17 protein-coding genes are annotated in these 16,415 nt (G+C 61.7%); 13 read left to right on the forward strand and 4 right to left on the reverse strand.

All coding sequences use genetic code 11. The features are described from left to right. Nucleotides 1–84 precede the first annotated feature (84 nt). From nagZ to surE, 8 genes are all read left to right on the forward strand, one after another. Complete coding sequence (gene nagZ / locus AC1Q6J_RS11285) at nucleotides 85–1,113, forward strand: beta-N-acetylhexosaminidase (protein WP_492279407.1); 1,029 nt, start codon at nucleotides 85–87, stop codon at nucleotides 1,111–1,113. Next, nucleotides 1,110–1,946 carry a segregation and condensation protein A gene (locus AC1Q6J_RS11290; RefSeq protein WP_492279408.1) on the forward strand — a complete coding sequence of 279 codons (837 nt, stop codon included), beginning with the start codon at nucleotides 1,110–1,112 and terminating at the stop codon, nucleotides 1,944–1,946. Before nagZ ends, AC1Q6J_RS11290 begins: the two co-directional genes overlap by 4 nt. Before the next feature lie 33 nt (nucleotides 1,947–1,979). Continuing rightward, nucleotides 1,980–2,738, forward strand: a complete 759-nt coding sequence (gene scpB / locus AC1Q6J_RS11295) for an SMC-Scp complex subunit ScpB (protein ID WP_492279409.1) — start codon at nucleotides 1,980–1,982, stop codon at nucleotides 2,736–2,738. A 179-nt stretch (nucleotides 2,739–2,917) separates the two neighbouring features. Next, the gene (locus AC1Q6J_RS11300) at nucleotides 2,918–3,154 is read left to right on the forward strand and encodes a twin-arginine translocase TatA/TatE family subunit (protein WP_492279410.1); all 237 of its coding nucleotides are present in this window, start codon (nucleotides 2,918–2,920) and stop codon (nucleotides 3,152–3,154) included. A 58-nt stretch (nucleotides 3,155–3,212) separates the two neighbouring features. After that, nucleotides 3,213–3,623 (forward strand): Sec-independent protein translocase protein TatB, encoded by a 411-nt coding sequence (gene tatB, locus AC1Q6J_RS11305; protein ID WP_492279411.1) that lies wholly within the window; start codon nucleotides 3,213–3,215, stop codon nucleotides 3,621–3,623. Continuing rightward, nucleotides 3,620–4,447 (forward strand): twin-arginine translocase subunit TatC, encoded by an 828-nt coding sequence (gene tatC, locus AC1Q6J_RS11310; RefSeq protein WP_492279412.1) that lies wholly within the window; start codon nucleotides 3,620–3,622, stop codon nucleotides 4,445–4,447. The genes tatB and tatC overlap by 4 nt, the downstream gene beginning before the upstream one ends. Before the next feature lie 297 nt (nucleotides 4,448–4,744). After that, on the forward strand, nucleotides 4,745–6,244 hold the full coding sequence (gene serS, locus AC1Q6J_RS11315) for a serine--tRNA ligase (protein ID WP_492279413.1): 1,500 nt from the start codon (nucleotides 4,745–4,747) through the stop codon (nucleotides 6,242–6,244). A 124-nt stretch (nucleotides 6,245–6,368) separates the two neighbouring features. Then, complete coding sequence (surE, locus tag AC1Q6J_RS11320) at nucleotides 6,369–7,136, forward strand: 5'/3'-nucleotidase SurE (RefSeq protein WP_492279414.1); 768 nt, start codon at nucleotides 6,369–6,371, stop codon at nucleotides 7,134–7,136. Nucleotides 7,137–7,206: 70 nt separating this feature from the next. Here the strand turns inward: surE and AC1Q6J_RS11325 are convergent, their stop codons facing one another. Next, nucleotides 7,207–7,590, reverse strand: a complete 384-nt coding sequence (locus AC1Q6J_RS11325; RefSeq protein ID WP_492279415.1) for a response regulator — start codon at nucleotides 7,588–7,590, stop codon at nucleotides 7,207–7,209. Between the two features lie 119 nt (nucleotides 7,591–7,709). Continuing rightward, nucleotides 7,710–8,180: a PaaI family thioesterase gene (locus tag AC1Q6J_RS11330; RefSeq protein WP_492279416.1), complete on the reverse strand. Its 471-nt coding sequence runs from the start codon at nucleotides 8,178–8,180 to the stop codon at nucleotides 7,710–7,712. Nucleotides 8,181–8,320: 140 nt separating this feature from the next. Between AC1Q6J_RS11330 and AC1Q6J_RS11335 the strand changes: the two genes are divergently transcribed. Together AC1Q6J_RS11335 and AC1Q6J_RS11340 are read left to right on the forward strand one after the other, a co-directional pair. Continuing rightward, a complete protein-coding gene (locus AC1Q6J_RS11335; RefSeq protein WP_492279417.1) occupies nucleotides 8,321–8,974 on the forward strand; it encodes a protein-L-isoaspartate(D-aspartate) O-methyltransferase in 654 nt (217 codons plus the stop codon). 105 nt (nucleotides 8,975–9,079) lie between these two features. After that, a complete protein-coding gene (locus AC1Q6J_RS11340; protein WP_492279418.1) occupies nucleotides 9,080–10,444 on the forward strand; it encodes a peptidoglycan DD-metalloendopeptidase family protein in 1,365 nt (454 codons plus the stop codon). 74 nt (nucleotides 10,445–10,518) lie between these two features. Here the strand turns inward: AC1Q6J_RS11340 and AC1Q6J_RS11345 are convergent, their stop codons facing one another. After that, nucleotides 10,519–12,075 carry an MFS transporter gene (locus AC1Q6J_RS11345; protein WP_492279419.1) on the reverse strand — a complete coding sequence of 519 codons (1,557 nt, stop codon included), beginning with the start codon at nucleotides 12,073–12,075 and terminating at the stop codon, nucleotides 10,519–10,521. A gap of 123 nt (nucleotides 12,076–12,198) precedes the next feature. On the opposite strand from AC1Q6J_RS11345, the gene AC1Q6J_RS11350 reads away from it, so the two are divergent. Next, entirely contained in the window at nucleotides 12,199–13,095 is an 897-nt protein-coding gene (locus AC1Q6J_RS11350) for a LysR family transcriptional regulator (RefSeq protein WP_492279420.1), read from the forward strand. Nucleotides 13,096–13,107: 12 nt separating this feature from the next. On the opposite strand, the gene AC1Q6J_RS11355 is transcribed toward AC1Q6J_RS11350, so the two are convergent. Beyond that, nucleotides 13,108–14,076 carry an ATP-binding protein gene (locus tag AC1Q6J_RS11355; protein ID WP_492279421.1) on the reverse strand — a complete coding sequence of 323 codons (969 nt, stop codon included), beginning with the start codon at nucleotides 14,074–14,076 and terminating at the stop codon, nucleotides 13,108–13,110. Nucleotides 14,077–14,272: 196 nt separating this feature from the next. Between AC1Q6J_RS11355 and yajC the strand changes: the two genes are divergently transcribed. Next, nucleotides 14,273–14,632: a preprotein translocase subunit YajC gene (gene yajC, locus AC1Q6J_RS11360; RefSeq protein WP_492279422.1), complete on the forward strand. Its 360-nt coding sequence runs from the start codon at nucleotides 14,273–14,275 to the stop codon at nucleotides 14,630–14,632. A 53-nt stretch (nucleotides 14,633–14,685) separates the two neighbouring features. Next, entirely contained in the window at nucleotides 14,686–16,284 is a 1,599-nt protein-coding gene (secD, locus tag AC1Q6J_RS11365) for a protein translocase subunit SecD (protein ID WP_492279423.1), read from the forward strand. Nucleotides 16,285–16,415 lie beyond the last annotated feature (131 nt).

Consider the following 16,415-nt stretch of genomic DNA (forward strand, 5'->3'; position numbering starts at 1 on the left):
GGATTGTGGATGATGTCCACAATCCCGTGTGAATTCGCCCGCTTTCCTTGACCCTGGAGCCAAGCGCGGGCTAATCGCCGGTCTATGGCCGCGCGCGCATTCATCACGGGTGTATCCGGAACCGCTCTGACCGACGATGAGCGCGCATTTCTGCGCGACCAGCGCCCGTGGGGCTTTATCCTTTTCAAGCGCAATATCGAGACACCTGACCAAGTTATTCGCTTAGTTGAGGAAATTCGCTCAGCCATTGATCAACCCGGAGCGCCTGTCCTGATCGACCAGGAGGGCGGGCGGGTTCAGCGGCTCCAGCCGCCGCAGTGGCCTGCCTATCCGCCCGGCGTGGTCTTCAGCGCGTTATACGACGTTGACCGGGGGTCGGGGCTCGAGGCTGCACGCCTGTCGTCCCGGCTCATCGCAGCCGATCTGGCCGATCTCGGGATCACTGTGGACTGCCTGCCGCTGGCCGACGTGCCAGTGCCCGGCGCGGACTCGGTGATTGGTGATCGTGCCTACGGCACGACCCCGGAGAAGGTGGCCGCGATTGCCCGGGCCGTGACGGACGGGCTGGCGCAGGGCGGCGTATTGCCTGTGCTGAAGCACATTCCCGGCCACGGAAGGGCCACAGCGGACAGCCACTTTCGGCTGCCCACGGTCGATACGCCGGCGGCGGAACTCGCCAGAACTGACTTTGCGGCGTTCAAACCGCTTGCCGATCTGCCAATGGCCATGACGGCACATGTTGTGTTTAGCGCCCTCGACCCCGCCCAACCGGCGACGACATCTGCGACAATCATCGAACAGGTGATTCGCGGGACGATCGGATTCCAGGGTTTGTTAATGAGTGATGACGTGTCCATGAATGCCTTGCAGGGATCGATTGCGGAGCGCACGCGCGCCAGCTTCGCGGCGGGCTGCGATATCGTCCTGCATTGCAATGGCAAGCTCGATGAAATGAGCCAGGTTGCGGACGAATCGCCTGAGCTTGCCGGTATGGCGTCGGCGCGTGCGGATCGTGCGCTGGCGTCGCGCAGGCAGCCGCAGCCATTCGACCGTGGAGCAGCGCGTGCCGAACTCGACCGATTGATCGAACGGGCCGGGGGTCTGACATCATGAGCGCGGAAATCCTTTCCTTCGAGACAGGTTTGCCGGCGGAACATGCCGAGGGCGAACCGGCGCTCGTCGTCGACGTCGAGGGCTATGAAGGTCCGCTCGATCTCTTGCTCGCGCTTGCGCGTCAGCAGAAGGTCGACCTCGCCAAGATTTCCATCCTGGCGCTTGCCGACCAGTACCTCGTGTTCATTGAGGCCGCGCGTAAGCTGCGCCTCGAACTGGCCGCCGACTATCTCGTGATGGCGGCTTGGCTGGCGTATCTCAAGTCGCGCCTGCTGCTGCCGGAGCCTCCCGAAGCCGAAGGCCCGAGCGCCGAGGATCTCGCGACCGCGCTGGCCAACAGGCTGCGCAGGCTTGAGCAGATCCGCGAGGCGTCGAACCGCCTGATGACCCGGCCGCAACTGCGGCGCGATATTTTCCCGCGCGGCCAGCCGGAACAGATTGCTCAGGTCAAGCACGCGCGCTGGACCGCGACCCTGTACGACCTGCTGACCGCCTATGCCACACAGCGCCAGCAGCGGGTGCTGGCGACCGTACACATGACCAAGCGGACCGTGTGGTCACTGTCGGAAGCGCGAGCGTCGCTGGAACGGCTGGTGGGCTCTGCCGAGTCCGAGGATTGGGCGAACCTCGACGACTATCTGATGCGCTATGTGGTCGATCCTTCGCAGAAGGCGACGGTGTTCGCATCGAGCTTCGCTGCCGCGCTGGAACTGGTGCGGGAAGGCACGCTGGATCTGCATCAGAAAGAAGCGTTCGCACCTTTGTATTTTCGCAAGCACGTGGCGCATTTGCCTCCCGACGCTCAAGCAGCGCCGGAAGTGCAAGCCGACTAAGACGTTGAGTAAGTGGAAGAAGGAGACAGGGCCATGGCAAGTCCGGCGAGAACGACTGCGGCTGCACAGCACATCGCTCCGGTAGAGCAGGATTCCGTGCTGGAGTCTTCTCAGGAATCTTCAAGCGATACCGTCGCGCGTCCCGAGGAACTCCGTCTGCTGGAAGCCTTGCTGTTTGCGTCGACCGAACCGCTCGACGAGGCGTCGCTTGCCAAGCGCATGCCCGAAGGCGTGGACGTGAAAGCCGCGCTGGGCCAGTTGCAGGCCGACTACGCGATGCGCGGTGTCAATCTCGTTCGCGTCGCCAGCAAATGGACCTTCCGCACCGCAGGCGATCTTGCCTGGCTGATGACGCGCGAAAGCGTCGAAACGCGCCGCCTGTCGCGGGCTGCGATCGAGATGCTGGCGATCATCGCCTACCACCAGCCGGTGACGCGCGCCGAGATCGAGGAAATCCGCGGCGTGGTCACCTCGAAGGGCACCCTCGACGTGCTGCTGGAAACCGGCTGGATCCGCCCGCGCGGACGCCGCAAGACGCCGGGACGGCCGCTGACCTTTGGAACCACGGAAGCCTTCCTGTCGCAGTTCAGTCTGGAAGCGCTGGGCGATCTGCCCGGCCTTGATGAATTGAAGGGCGCGGGCCTTCTGGATACCCGGTTGCCCGGCGGCTTTGCTGTTCCATCGCCGTCCGACGACCCGGCGCTGCGCGAGGACGAAGAGCCGCTGGAGCCCGGCGATCTTGAACTGGCGCTGGCGCCCGCTGTGGAGCCGGAAAAGGGCAGCGAAAGCTGAGCTTTCGCGTGCGGCACGGACAAACGCACCTCGCCCGAAGTGAACATTAACTCTCGTGTCAATGCGCCGGTTTGCGCAGTCATGACGCGGGGTTAATCCTTGTTTTTGACACCTCCGGGGCCTATTTTCTGGTGGAATATCGCCGGAAATCCCGGCCGCGCGTTTTGGAGGATGGCAGTATGGGTTCGTTGAGTATCTGGCACTGGATCGTCGTGATCGCCGTCGTCCTGCTGCTGTTCGGCCGTGGCAAGATTTCGGACCTGATGGGCGACGTCGCGCAGGGCATCAAGGCCTTCAAGAAGGGCATGGCCGATGACGACAAGCCGGCCGAGAAGCCCGAGCCGGTCAAGACCATCGACAGCGCGCCTTCCGCGACGACTTCGCAGCGCACCGATGTCGGCAGCAAGGCTGTCTGATTTCAGATCGCGCTATTTGACTGGATGCGGGGCATAAGCCCCGTGAGCGGAATTTCCCATGTTCGACATCGGGTGGAGTGAACTGGTCGTCATCGGCGTCGTGGCGCTGATCGCCATCGGCCCGAAGGAGTTGCCCGGCGTGCTGCGCATGGTCGGGCAGTGGATGGGGAAGGCGCGCCGCATGGCCGCTGAATTCCAGGGGCAGTTCAACGAGGCGATGCGCGAAGCGGAAATGGCGGACATCAAGAAGACGTTCGATGACGCCTCCGCCACTGCCAAGGACCTGTCGCCGACCAATCTGCTGACGTCCCTCAACAAGGACGTCGAGGACGCCATGAAGATCGACCAGCCGGTGATGACGCCGACGACGCCCGAGCCGCCGGCCGCAGAGACGTTCGCCGAAGCCGAGGCACATGCGCCGGCTGTTGAGACCCCGAAGCCTGCCGTACCGGACGCCAAAGCGTCATGAGCGCCGAAGACATCGAAGCCACCAAGGCGCCGTTGATGGATCACCTGATCGAGCTGCGCTCGCGGCTCATCAAGGCGCTGCTGGCGTTCGCGCTGGCTTTCATCTTCTGCTTCTTCTTCGCCAAGCAGATCTACAACGTGCTGGTGTGGCCGTTCGTCTGGGTCGCGGGGCCTGAGAATTCCAAGTTCATCTACACGGCGCTGCTGGAATATTTCCTGACGCAGTTGAAGCTCGCCATGTTCGGCGCGGGGTTCATTTCGTTTCCGGTGATCGCGGCGCAGATCTACATGTTCGTCGCGCCCGGTCTCTACAAGCATGAGCGCGGCGCGTTCCTGCCGTATCTGATCGCGACACCGATCTTTTTCGCGCTCGGCTCGCTGCTGGTTTATTTCCTTGTGCTGCCGATGCTGATCCGCTTCTCGCTCGGCATGCAGCAGGTCGGCAGCAGCGATACCGCGCAGATCGCGCTGCTGCCCAAGGTCGGCGAATATCTGTCGCTGATGATGTCGCTGATCTTTGCGTTCGGCATCGCGTTCCAGTTGCCGGTGATCCTGACGCTGCTCGGGCGGATCGGAATCCTGACCTCGAAGCAGCTCAAGGAAAAGCGGCGCTATTTCATCGTGGTGGCATTCATTATCGCTGCGGTGCTGACCCCGCCGGATGTCATCAGCCAGATGTCGCTCGCGATTCCGCTGCTGATCCTCTACGAGGGCTCGATCATCGCGGTTGCGATGGTGGAGAAGAAGGCCGCCAAACAGGCCACCGGCACGACCCCGCCTGCGGATGCGCCGCCAACCCCTCCGGCGACGACGCCTGCGGAGTAGGGTCCGAACCCGCCGCTCGCTCAGCGTCATCCTGAGGTGCGCGCTCTTGCGCGCCTCGAAGGATGGGCCGCTTGCTCCGTATTGTCCGCCATCCTTCGAGGCTCGCCGAAGCCGGCTCGCACCTCAGGATGACGGCCTCAATGGGCGGTTTTGCGGTGTCCGTTCAGTTATCATCGCTGCCACGCACTCGATTCGTCATGCCCGGGCTTGACCCGGGCATCCACGCCTTGTTTTAACGCGCTCAACCAAAGACGTGGATGGCCGGGGCAAGCTCGGCCATGACGCAGGATAATTTTCATGCACGATATCAAAGCCATTCGCGACAACCCGGACGCTTTTGACGCAGCGCTGAAGCGGCGCGGGCTTGAGCCGTTGTCGAAGCCGCTGATTGCGCTCGATGAAAAGCGCCGCGTCGCCATTCAGGCCTCCGAGCAGGCGCAGGCGCGGCGCAACGCGGCCTCGAAGGAAATCGGCGACGCCAAGAAGAACAAGGATAACGTCCGCGCGGACGCGCTGATGGCCGAGGTCGGCGAACTCAAGACAAAGTTGCCCGAGCTTGAAGCAGCGGTGAAGCAGGCCGAAGAAGACCTCAAGAAGGAACTCGCGCAGATCCCGAACCTGCCGCTCGGCGAGGTGCCGGACGGCGCCGACGAGCATGGCAATGTCGAGCATCACAAATTCGGCGCGAAACGCGATTATGCGTTCAAGCCGAAGGAGCATGTCGAGCTTGGCGAAGGCTTGAAGTTCATGGACTTCGAGGCGGCGGCGAGAATGTCCGGCGCGCGCTTCGTCGTTCTGAAGAAAGGCCTCGCGCGGCTTGAGCGCGCCATCGGCCAGTTCATGCTCGACCTGCACACTGGCGAACACGGCTACACCGAAGTCAATCCGCCGCTGCTGGTGCGCGACGAGGCGATGTTTGGCACGGCTCAGTTGCCGAAGTTTAGAGATGATCAGTTTCTGGCTCGGGGTGGTTTGAATTACCAGAGTATTTTTGAGGCAGCCGTTACACCGCACATTGAACATGCCGCTGCGATGGCAGAAGCCGAAGCCCAGAGCGCTTATGGACGTGGCGAATCCCTCTCGCCGGCGACAGTCGGCGAATTTGTGAGGTTAACAGCGTCCAATTTTTCCATAGCTTATCGCGAGAGTTTTGAGCGTGCCTTAGCTAAAGCAGAAGCAAACTACTGGCTCATTCCCACCGCCGAAGTTCCTCTGACAAACCTCGTTCGCGAATCCATTCTCGACGAAAAAGAATTGCCTATGCGGCTGACCGCGTTGACGCCGTGCTTCCGCGCGGAAGCGGGGGCGGCGGGACGCGATACGCGCGGCATGATCCGCCAGCACCAATTCACTAAGGTCGAACTGGTCTCGATCACGACTCCTGAAGAATCGAAGAACGAGCACGAGCGCATGCTGTCCTGCGCCGAAGAGGTTTTGAAAAAGCTCGACTTGCACTATCGCGTCATGACGCTCTGCACCGGCGACATGGGATTCGCCTCGCAGAAGACCTACGACATCGAGGTCTGGATGCCGGGTCAGGGTGAGGGCGGTATGTACCGCGAGATTTCGTCATGTTCGGTGTGCGGTGATTTCCAGGCGCGGCGCATGGATGCGCGCTCAAGAGGCCCGGACGGCAAGCCGCGCTTCGTGCATACGCTGAACGGCTCGGGCACCGCGGTTGGCCGCGCGCTGATCGCCGTGATGGAAACCTATCAGCAAGAGGACGGCTCGATCGCCGTGCCGGATGTGTTGCAGCCATATATGGGCGGGCTGAAAGTGATTGAACGCGACCGCTAACACGAATAACGGCGTCATGTCCGGGCTCGTCCCGGCCATCCACGTCTTGGCAATACACACGGAAAGAAGACGTGGATGGCCGGAACAAGTCCGGCCATGACGAGAAAAAGTATAAGGCAAGAACATGCGAATTCTCTGCACCAACGACGACGGCATTCACGCGCCGGGCCTCAAGGTTATCGAAGAAATCGCCAGGCAGATTTCCGATGACGTCTGGGTGGTCGCGCCCGAACTCGATCAGTCTGGCGTGTCGCACTCGCTGTCGCTGAACGATCCACTTCGTCTGCGCGAAGTCGGACCGCGCCATTTCGCTGTGCGCGGCACACCGACCGACTGCATCATCATGGGCGCGCGGCACATCCTCAAGGACAAGCAGCCGGACATCGTGCTGTCCGGCGTCAACAAGGGCCGCAACGTCGCCGAAGATGTTGTCTATTCCGGCACCATCGCCGGCGCGCTCGAAGGCACCATCCTCGGCCTGCCGTCGTTTGCACTGTCGCAGGAATTCTCGATGGAGACGCGCAACAAGCCGCTGTGGGAGACCGCGCTGAAATTCGGTCCCGATGTGATCCGCAACGTGATGAAGCTGGGCGTGCCGCGCGACACGGTGGTCAACGTCAACTTCCCCGCGTGCATGCCGGAGGATGTGAAAGGCATCGCCGTCACGAAGCAGGGCAAGCGCAACCAGGGTTTTCTGCGTGTGGATGGCCGTCATGACGGGCGCGGCAATCCGTATTACTGGATCGGCTTCGAGCGGCTGGCGATGATGGAAGTGCCCGCGGAGGGGACCGATCTCGCGGCGCTCGCCGCAGGGTTTGTGTCCGTCACGCCGCTGCGGCTCGACCGGACAGACGCTGTGTTTTCGGAAAAGCTGAAAGGCGTTTTGAGGTAGGCTTTTCACCTCTCCCACCGGGGAGAGGGAGCGCTTCCCGCTGATGCGTCGTATCCGGACGAACGGATAACTACGCCGCGATGCCTTTCAATGTGGCCTCGATGGTGCGCGCCAGCGTTTCAATCTGGAAAGGCTTTTGCAGCGTCGGGCGGTCGCGGAATTTTTCCGGCAAGCCCTGCGCGCCGTAGCCTGTCGCGAACACGAAGGGCTTGCCACGCATCTGAACGGCCTCTGCGACAGGTGTAATCACCTTGCCGTTGACGTTCACATCCAGGATGGCGATGTCGAAATCGATGGATTGCACGAGCCTGATGCCTTCGTCGATGTCACCTGCTTCGCCGGCAATCGTATAGCCAAGCTCCTCCAGCATGTCGGCAACCATCATGCGGATCATGACTTCATCTTCGATCAGCAAGATCGATGTGCGCGATCCTGCTTTAAAATTGCCCGGCATTCGTTCCCCAACGACAAATCTGGACTGCTGTAAGAATAACACAATTATCCAGCGCAAAAACTCGCGCCTGATCTAAAAGTTCCGCCCGCAGGAACTTTTAAGATGCCGAACCGGCCTTGTCAGGCAGGCAACGGAAAGAAACGGCCCCGTCCGGTCGCCAGCACGCTTCCGGTGCTGAGGTTCTCCAACCGGCCTTCGACATCCACATAGCGGCCATGGTCCGCGACCAGCGAACCGCGCCCGACGATCGGCGTCTCGGTCGGCACCGGCTTCATGTAGCGGATGGTCAGTTCGCCGGTCACGCCCAGCCGCCCCGCGAACCGGAGTACCGTGGCCGCCAGCACCTCGTCGAGATAGGCGGCAACGATGCCCCCATGGGCGGCTCCCGGAGGCCCTTCGTATTGCCGCGAAATGAGGATCGGCGAAGCGACGCCTTCGCCTGTCTTGAACGTGCGCACATGCAGGCCGGCAGGATGCGATGGACCGCAGCCGAAACATTGATGAAAGCGGTTGTCAGGATCGCCGGAGAGGATCTGCTCCTCCAATCCGTCAAAGGTGGAGCGAAATGGCTCAGGAAGGGGTAACGTCATGAGGGGCTCGGCACGCCTGGACTGTATGCGGTTATTGCGCAAAACGTATCTGGATTGCTAACACGAGGTGGCGCATGCCGCGACTCCTGTCAGAGCATGCATCGTATACAGCCCGCTCCCGGTTTCAATGTTGATCGCGCATGCCGTCGTCCCAGCCCACGCCGCACGACAAGATGATGTTTCAGTTGACCCTGCGGCAGCGCGGAATCAGCAATCAGGCCGTGCTGAAAGCGATGGAGGATGTCCCGCGCGAACTGTTCGTGACGGCGCTGGACCGCGCCTATGCGTACCGCGACACCGCTCTCGGCATCGCCTGCGGGCAGACCATCAGCCAGCCGTTTGTCGTCGCCTACATGACCGAACAGCTCGATTTGAAGCCCGAAAGCCGCGTGCTGGAGATAGGGACGGGCTCGGGTTATCAGGCCGCGATCCTCTCGAAGTTGTGCCGGGAAGTCGTGACGCTGGAGCGGTTTCGCACGCTCGCGGACCGCGCGAAGCTGGTCCTGACCGAGCTCGGTTGCCGCAACGTCGATGTGAAGCTCGGTGACGGCTTCGACCTGCCGGAAACGCTCGGCACGTTCGACCGGATCATCGTGACCGCGGCGATGGAGGAAATTCCCGACGCGTTGCTCGGGCGGCTGGAGCCGGGCGGCATCCTGATCGCCCCCGTTGGGCCAGTGGACGGCCGGCAGGTGCTGGTCCGTGTGGTCCGGACGGCGGCCGGATACGATCGGGAAGAGCTTGTCGCGGTGCGTTTCGTGCCGGCGCTGCCAGGCATCGCGCGCGAGCTATAAACGTCGTAACGCATTAGGAATTGCGGCGGATTTGGAGCCTTAAAGAGTTATTTACTCGGACTGTGTTTACTCAAATTTGTGTTAGTTGCGTACGAGTGAGTAACCATGTCCCGCTTTGTCGAGTTGATAAGCTCGCGTCACGCGCCGCATTTCGTGGTCCTGGCGCTCGTCTCGGTCGGATTTGGCGGGTGTAGCGCCGATACCTCGACACGGTTCTCCGATACATCGTTCTCCAATCCGTTCGCGTCGCGCAGTGCGGACGCGACCGGCTCGGTTCCGAGTAATTATCGCGGCGCGCCGCAGCAGCAGCCCGCGTATCAACAACAATCGTATCAGCAGCCGCGCGAGCTTCCGCAGTACGCGCGTCCGCACAATCCTCCGGTGATTTCCGCGCCGCTGTCCGCGCCTGTTGCGACATCAGGCGGCGGCAGGGGCATGGCGTCCTATGCGCCTCCGTCTTCTTCCCCGATTGAGACGACCGCATCCGTTGCGCCGCGCTCTGTTGCCGCGAACTCGGGTTACAGTCGGGAAGGCGGCACCACGATCATCGTCGGCACCGCCGATACGCTCGACATCATCTCGAAGCGTTACAATGTTCCGTCATCTGAAATCCTGAAAGCGAACGGCTACGGCGGACCTCGCGTTCTACAGCCGGGCCAGCAGCTCGTCATTCCTCGCCGGATGGCGCAGGCCGCTCCGCCAGCACTGTCGACCGCGCCGGGCACGAAGGTTGCCGCAGGGCTTCCAGCCAGCGTTCATGTCGTCAAATCCGGCGACACGCTGATGAACCTGTCGCGCCGTCACAACATCGCGCCGGCACAGCTGGCCGCAGCCAACAACATTCCGGTGACGACGCAGCTCAAGATTGGCTCCAAGATCAACATTCCGGGCGGTAGGGCCGTTGCGGCGGCGCCCGCTCCGCAAGTCGTGGCCGAGGCGCAAAAACCGGCCGCTGCCGCGCTGGTGCCCGCCGCGAAGCCGGTAACTGTTGCGTCGGCCGAGCCTCAGCAGAAGGCGCGCGTCGCGAGTGAAACGGCTGATATTCCAGAGGCGCAATCGCCTGTGAAAGCGGCTGAGGCCACCAATGCCTTGCCGACATTCCGCTGGCCGGTGCGTGGACGCGTCATCACAGCCTACGGCGCGAAGAATAACGGCAAACAGAACGACGGCATCAATGTCGCCGTTCCCGAAGGCACGCCGGTGAAAGCCGCTGAGGATGGCGTGGTTGCTTATTCAGGCAACGAACTCAAAGGTTATGGCAATCTGATCCTGGTGCGGCACTCCAACGGTTATGTCACCGCGTATGCCCACGCGAGTGAACTGATGGTGAAGCGCGGGGATACGATCAAGCGCGGCCAGATCATTGCCAAATCGGGTCAGACGGGGGAGGTGGGGTCGCCGCAGCTTCACTTCGAGATCCGCAAGGGATCTTCAGCCGTCGACCCGCTTCAATTCCTGAATGGCGCATAAGGCTTCTCGCCGGCGTTTAGAAAAATCCCCCGTGCGCAAGCCGGGGGATTTTTGTTTTGCAGATCGTTTGCAGCTTACTCGGCCACGTCGACGACGCCGGTCGGTTCCGGGTTCTCGACAACTCTCTCGGAGCCGAAGATCAGGAAACTGATTGCAGCCAGGATCCAGGCGCCGATGCCGCCGTACAGCATCACCCAGCCGAAGCCGTTGACCAGCGCCGCATGAACCGCCGCACCAGACGGGTCCTGAGCGGACAGCACTGGATATGCCTGCTGTAGCGAGCCCAGATTGCCAGTGGCGATAGCCGAGGCCAGCGCGCGCAACTGCTGGCCATCGAGGGCTGTGGCGAGAGCGCCAGGAAGTGACCATTGGATCGCCTCCAGCAGGATCAGCCCCATCACCGCGATGTTGATGGCGAGCGAGATCAATCGTGCGCTGATGTCGATCCCGGACGCCATGCCTGCGCGGTTGCTCGGGACCGCGCCCGTCGTTGTGTTGGTGACTGACGTATTGGTCAGGCCAAGACCGATCCCGGCCAAGAGCGCGCCGGGGAGTACGGTGAGCCAGTTCGCCTGCTCGAGGCCGCTGCCGAGACGCATGGCGATGAAACCGGTCCCCATGATGGCCATGCCCAAGGGGATAACGATGTGCGCACCGTGACGCCGCAGTAGCTGGTCGGCGAGGGGAGGCATAACCAGAAACGGAATTGTATAGGCGAGAAGCAACAGGCTTGCAGTCTTGCTGTCGAGGCCAAGGCCGCCCTCGAAATAAATCGGCAGGTAGATCATGAACGGCCAGTAGCAGAAGTTCATGCCGATGCAGCCGATGATGGCGCCGCTGAACTTTCGAATCCGGAACACCGAAAAGTCGAACATCGGTTGCGCGGTGTTGCGCTCCACCAGCACGAAGGCGGCGAAGCTGGCAACGGCGACGGCTGCGAGCCCGATCGCAGTGGTTCTGCCAAGGTCGGCTCCCTGGGTAATCACATAGGTCAGGCCGAAGACGGCGATCGTCAGCGTCACGATGCCCCAGCCATCCAGCCTCCTGGCATGCGGATCGCGAGATTCCCGGACGCCGGCGCAGGCAGGAATGAGCGCAAGGACAGTCAGCGGGACGTGGATCAGGAACACCCAGTGCCAGCTCGATACTGCGTTGATCGTGCTGCCGATGATCGGGCCAAATCCCAGACCGATGCCGCTGATGATGCCCCAGGCCGTAAACGCGCTGCCGCGCTGTTTTTCGTCCTGATACTGATGCGAGATGATGGCGATGGTGCAGGTGAACATTGCGCCGCCGGCGAGACCTTGCAGAAACCGGGCCGCAATCAGAACCGATGCGCTCTGCGCCAGCCCGCACATCAACGATGTGATTCCGAAGGCGACGGTGCTGACGATGAAAACCCGCTTCCGGCCATACCGGTCAGCGAACGTACCGGTCGCCATCAGCACCGTGGTGCAGGCAATCGTGTAGGCGTTCATAATCCATTGCAGGTCTTTGAAGTTCGCAGGCAGCGCTGTTTCCAGGGTCGGCAGGATGATGGGCACGCTGGATATTTCGAGGCCGAACATCAGTGATGCGAGGCAGACGCCGATCAGCGCGGCAGTGTTACTAGTGGAGGGTGAGGCGCTCATGAAGATTCCTTTTCAACCTGCGGACGTGGCAAATGCGGGTTGAGGGATATGGGCGCTATCCTTTCATGACGGAAATGAATTGATTTTGTTGATTTCAGTTTAATACGTCATATATTTGGACCCATGGATTTTGAGCCCACACTTCTCCGCGCCTTTGTCGCGGTCTGCGAGACCGGCGGATTCACCCGCGCGGCAGGACGGCTCAATCTGACCCAGTCCGCCGTCAGCCATCAGATCCGGCGACTGGAGGAGCAGGTAGGCCGGCCGCTTCTGTATCGGACCACGCGCAAGCTGACGCTGACCGAAGACGGCGAAGATTTTCTGCGCCATGCCGAACAGATTTTGCAAAGCCAGGAAGCACTGACGCGCCGCTTTCAATCCTCCACAGCGTCGGGTGTCATCCGTCTGGGCGTTCCGGAAAACTTCATTGGAGATCGGTTGCCGCAACTGCTCGGCCGGTTCGCTCGCCAGTATCCGGCGGTCAGGCTCGAGGTTTCGGTCAGCGTCTGCCTTGACCTGCGGGCCAAGGTCGATGCGGGTGACCTTGATCTTGCGGTCGCGATTACCCGATCGAACGAAGAGGGCGGAACGGTTCTTCGTCAGACGCAATTCGTCTGGGCGACCGCCGAGACTTTCAAGCGGCCACAGAATTCATCGTTGCCATTCGCGTTCTCGCCGCCGCCATGCGCGTTGCGTGCGATAGGTGTTGATGCACTCACGGCCTCTGGCATCGATTGGCATGTGGCTTTTACGTCGGCGAACCAGCATGGTCTGAAGTCGGCGGTGCAGGCGGGGCTGGCGGTATCGATCTTCGCACAAGAGGAGATCGAACCCTGGATGGTCGTGCTCGGTGATAAGGATGGCCTGCCGCCGCTACCGGAAGCGAAGTACGTCTTGATCCGGAAGCGCGGCGACGAGATGCCGTGCTCTATTGAACTGAGCCGGTTGATCGTCGACGAGGCGCGCTTCTGGCCTAACGCATCGGGCGGGACAGAGCGCGCTCGCTTGACGGCGGTGTAGCGCTCTTCGCCTCTACGGCGTCGCGAGCTTCACGCCCATCCGTCCGGCGATTTCCTGTGTGAACTGCCACGCCACGCGACCCGAGCGCGATCCGCGCGTGGTCGACCATTCCAGCGCCTCGCGCACAAGCTGGTCGTCGGTGATCTTGACGCCGAAGTGCTTGCAATAGCCGCGCACCATTTCAAGATATTCGTCCTGGCTACACTTGTGGAAGCCGAGCCACAGGCCGAAACGATCCGACAGCGATACCTTTTCCTCGACCGCTTCGCCGGGATTGATCGCTGTCGAGCGCTCGTTCTCAATCATGTCGCGTGCCAGCAGATGGCGGCGGTTGGAGGTCGCATACAGGATGACGTTCTCGGGCCGGCCTTCGATGCCGCCCTCGAGCACGGCCTTCAGCGACTTGTAGGACGCATCGTTGCCGTCGAACGACAGGTCATCGCAGAACACGATGAAATGGAAACTGGACTCGCGCAGCAGCGACATCAACAGCGGCAGGCTCTCGATGTCTTCGCGGTGAATCTCAATCAGCTTCAACCGGCCGCTCATCTCGGGCATGGCGTTTACGCTGGCGTGTGCCGCTTTCACCAGCGACGACTTGCCCATGCCTCGCGCGCCCCACAGAAGCGCGTTGTTGGCGGGCAGGCCCTTGGCGAAGCGCTCGGTGTTTTCGATCAGGATGTCGCGCATCCGGTCGATTCCCCGGAGCAGGCCGAGGTCGACGCGGTTCACCTTCGGAACCGGCACGAGTCGGCCATTGGGCTGCCAGACGAACGCATCGGCGCTTTTCAAGGAATCAGCGCTCGACGGTTTGGCCGCGGATGCGTTCAGGCTCGCTGCGATGCTCTCCAGCGCCAGCGCGATGCGCCCGGTCTCGGTATCGGTCGTTGCGGCAGGGCGTTTTGTCGCGGTTTTGACCACCTTGCCCGGACGCGCCTTCACGGCGGCCCTGGAGGCCTTTTTACTGGGTTTTTTGGACATGATTCAGCCCCCTCTGGAGGCACCCTTAGCGAGGCCCGCGAATACCCGCAAGCGCCACAAATGCATGGCAAAATCGGCACCTCCGGTCCCGTTGCAATTGGGGCGCTGACCGCTATAGTCCGCGCAAATTCGGCCAAAACGGCCACAGCACGTCGCGTTTCGCCCATTGGCGGGCGCCTTCCCGAGGACTCTTCGAATGTTCATTACTCCCGCCTTTGCTCAGGCTGCCGGCGCCACTGACACCAACAGCATGCTGATGTCGCTGCTGCCGTTCGCGCTGATCTTCGTCATCATGTACTTCCTGATCCTCAAGCCTCAGCAGAAGAAGCTGAAGGACCATCAGGAACTGGTGAAGAACATCCGCCGTGGCGACACCGTCGTCACCAATGGCGGCCTCGTGGGCAAGGTGACCAAGGTGGTCGACGACGACCAGATCGAAGTCGAAATCTCCGACGGCGTCCGCATTCGTCAGATGCGCCAGATGATCTCCGGCGTGCGGACCAAGGGTGAGCCCGCCAAGGACAAGGACTCCAAGGAAGAAACCGCCGCGAGCTGATGCTCCGGTCGCGTTGGTCGCGGCGCGCTTTACCAATCTGACGGGTTATCTCGATGCTATATTTCACGCGGTGGAAAGCGCTGGCGGTCATCCTGACTGCCTTGCTCGTCTGCCTTTGTGCGGTTCCGAACTTCTTTTCTGACGCGACCGTAAAGAGCTGGCCGAAGTGGGCGCAGCGCCACGTCGTGCTTGGTCTCGACTTGCAGGGCGGCTCGCACATCCTGCTCGAAGTCGATTCAAACTCGGTTAAGAAGGACAAGCTCGATCAGGTCCGCGACGACGTGCGCCGCACGCTGCGCGACGCCAAGATCGGCTACACCGGTCTTGCGGTTCGCGGCGAAAGCGTCGAAGTCCGCGTCAAGGATACCGATCTGACCGCCGCGCTCGCCAAGCTGCGCGAACTCTCGCAGCCGCTCGGCGGATTGCTCGGCTCGAGTGGCCAGCGCAGTGTCGAAGTCAGCGATGCCGGTGGCGGATTGATCCGTCTGACCGTTCCGCCAGCCGCGATCACCGAACGCGTCCGTCAGTCGGTCGAACAGTCGATCCAGATCGTCGAGCGCCGCATCAACGAACTCGGCACCGTCGAGCCGCTGATCCAGCGTCAGGGCATCGACCGCATTCTGGTGCAGGTGCCGGGCCTTCAGGATCCGACCCGCCTCAAGGAACTGCTCGGCAAGACCGCGAAGCTCGACTTCCGCATGGTCGATTCGACGGTACCTGCGGATCAGGCGCAGCAGGGGCGAGTGCCTCCGGACTCCGAAGTCCTGATGAGCGCGTCCTCGCCGAAAGTGCCTTATGTCATCAAGAAGCAGGTGCTGGTCTCGGGTGGTGATCTGACCGACGCGCAGCCGGGCTTCGATCAGCGCTCGGGCGAGCCGATCGTCAGCTTCCGCTTCAATACGTCGGGCGCGCGCAAGTTCGCGACCGCAACGCTTGAGAACGTCGGACAGCCATTCGCGATCGTGCTCGATAACGAAGTGATTTCCGCGCCTGTGATCCGTGAACCGATCACCGGCGGCTCCGGTCAGATTTCCGGCAGCTTCACTGTACAGGGCGCAAACGATCTGGCGATCCTGCTGCGCGCGGGTGCGCTGCCTGCGCCGCTCACGATCATCGAGGAGCGCACGGTTGGTCCTGGACTCGGACAGGACTCGATCGCCGCGGGCGAACTCGCATCCTATGTCGGCTCGGTGCTGGTTATCGTGTTCATGCTGCTGACCTACCGGCTGTTCGGCTTCTTCGCCAACGTCGCGGTCGCGATCAACGTCGCCATGATCTTCGGCATCCTGTCGCTGCTCAACGCTACGCTGACGCTGCCCGGAATCGCGGGCATTGTTCTGACGGTCGGCATCGCGGTTGACTCGAACGTGCTGATCTATGAGCGTATCCGCGAGGAATTGCGCGCCGGACGAACCGCGATCTCGGCCATCGACGCAGGCTTTACGCGGGCGCTGGCGACCATTCTGGACTCCAATATCACCACGTTTATCGCGGCCGCCGTGCTGTTCTATATCGGCACCGGGCCGGTGCGCGGCTTCGCCGTGACGCTCGGTATTGGCATCCTGACCACGGTTTTTACGGCCTTCACCGTCACGCGGCTGATTGTTGCGATGTGGGTGGCCTGGAAGCGGCCCAAGACCGTGCCGATTTGAAGATAGCGAGTGGAGTGGAGTGGATTTGACATTTGCCCGCACTTTGCGGGAGCTTCGACCGGCGAGTGTCAAATCCAAGACTCCACTCGAAATTATAATTGCTAGTGGTCCTTTGCTTCTGACATTCGCAA

The sequence above is a fragment of the Afipia sp. MLSD5-FHT05B12 genome (genome assembly GCF_058793355.1).

Coding starts and splice junctions, on each gene's coding strand:
- nagZ (WP_492279407.1), top strand. CDS start 85: ATGGCCGCGCGCGCATTCATCACGGGTGTATCCGGAACCGCTCTGACC.
- AC1Q6J_RS11290 (WP_492279408.1), top strand. CDS start 1,110: ATGAGCGCGGAAATCCTTTCCTTCGAGACAGGTTTGCCGGCGGAACAT.
- scpB (WP_492279409.1), top strand. CDS start 1,980: ATGGCAAGTCCGGCGAGAACGACTGCGGCTGCACAGCACATCGCTCCG.
- AC1Q6J_RS11300 (WP_492279410.1), top strand. CDS start 2,918: ATGGGTTCGTTGAGTATCTGGCACTGGATCGTCGTGATCGCCGTCGTC.
- tatB (WP_492279411.1), top strand. CDS start 3,213: ATGTTCGACATCGGGTGGAGTGAACTGGTCGTCATCGGCGTCGTGGCG.
- tatC (WP_492279412.1), top strand. CDS start 3,620: ATGAGCGCCGAAGACATCGAAGCCACCAAGGCGCCGTTGATGGATCAC.
- serS (WP_492279413.1), top strand. CDS start 4,745: ATGCACGATATCAAAGCCATTCGCGACAACCCGGACGCTTTTGACGCA.
- surE (WP_492279414.1), top strand. CDS start 6,369: ATGCGAATTCTCTGCACCAACGACGACGGCATTCACGCGCCGGGCCTC.
- AC1Q6J_RS11325 (WP_492279415.1), bottom strand. CDS start 7,590: ATGCCGGGCAATTTTAAAGCAGGATCGCGCACATCGATCTTGCTGATC.
- AC1Q6J_RS11330 (WP_492279416.1), bottom strand. CDS start 8,180: ATGACGTTACCCCTTCCTGAGCCATTTCGCTCCACCTTTGACGGATTG.
- AC1Q6J_RS11335 (WP_492279417.1), top strand. CDS start 8,321: ATGCCGTCGTCCCAGCCCACGCCGCACGACAAGATGATGTTTCAGTTG.
- AC1Q6J_RS11340 (WP_492279418.1), top strand. CDS start 9,080: ATGTCCCGCTTTGTCGAGTTGATAAGCTCGCGTCACGCGCCGCATTTC.
- AC1Q6J_RS11345 (WP_492279419.1), bottom strand. CDS start 12,075: ATGAGCGCCTCACCCTCCACTAGTAACACTGCCGCGCTGATCGGCGTC.
- AC1Q6J_RS11350 (WP_492279420.1), top strand. CDS start 12,199: ATGGATTTTGAGCCCACACTTCTCCGCGCCTTTGTCGCGGTCTGCGAG.
- AC1Q6J_RS11355 (WP_492279421.1), bottom strand. CDS start 14,076: ATGTCCAAAAAACCCAGTAAAAAGGCCTCCAGGGCCGCCGTGAAGGCG.
- yajC (WP_492279422.1), top strand. CDS start 14,273: ATGTTCATTACTCCCGCCTTTGCTCAGGCTGCCGGCGCCACTGACACC.
- secD (WP_492279423.1), top strand. CDS start 14,686: ATGCTATATTTCACGCGGTGGAAAGCGCTGGCGGTCATCCTGACTGCC.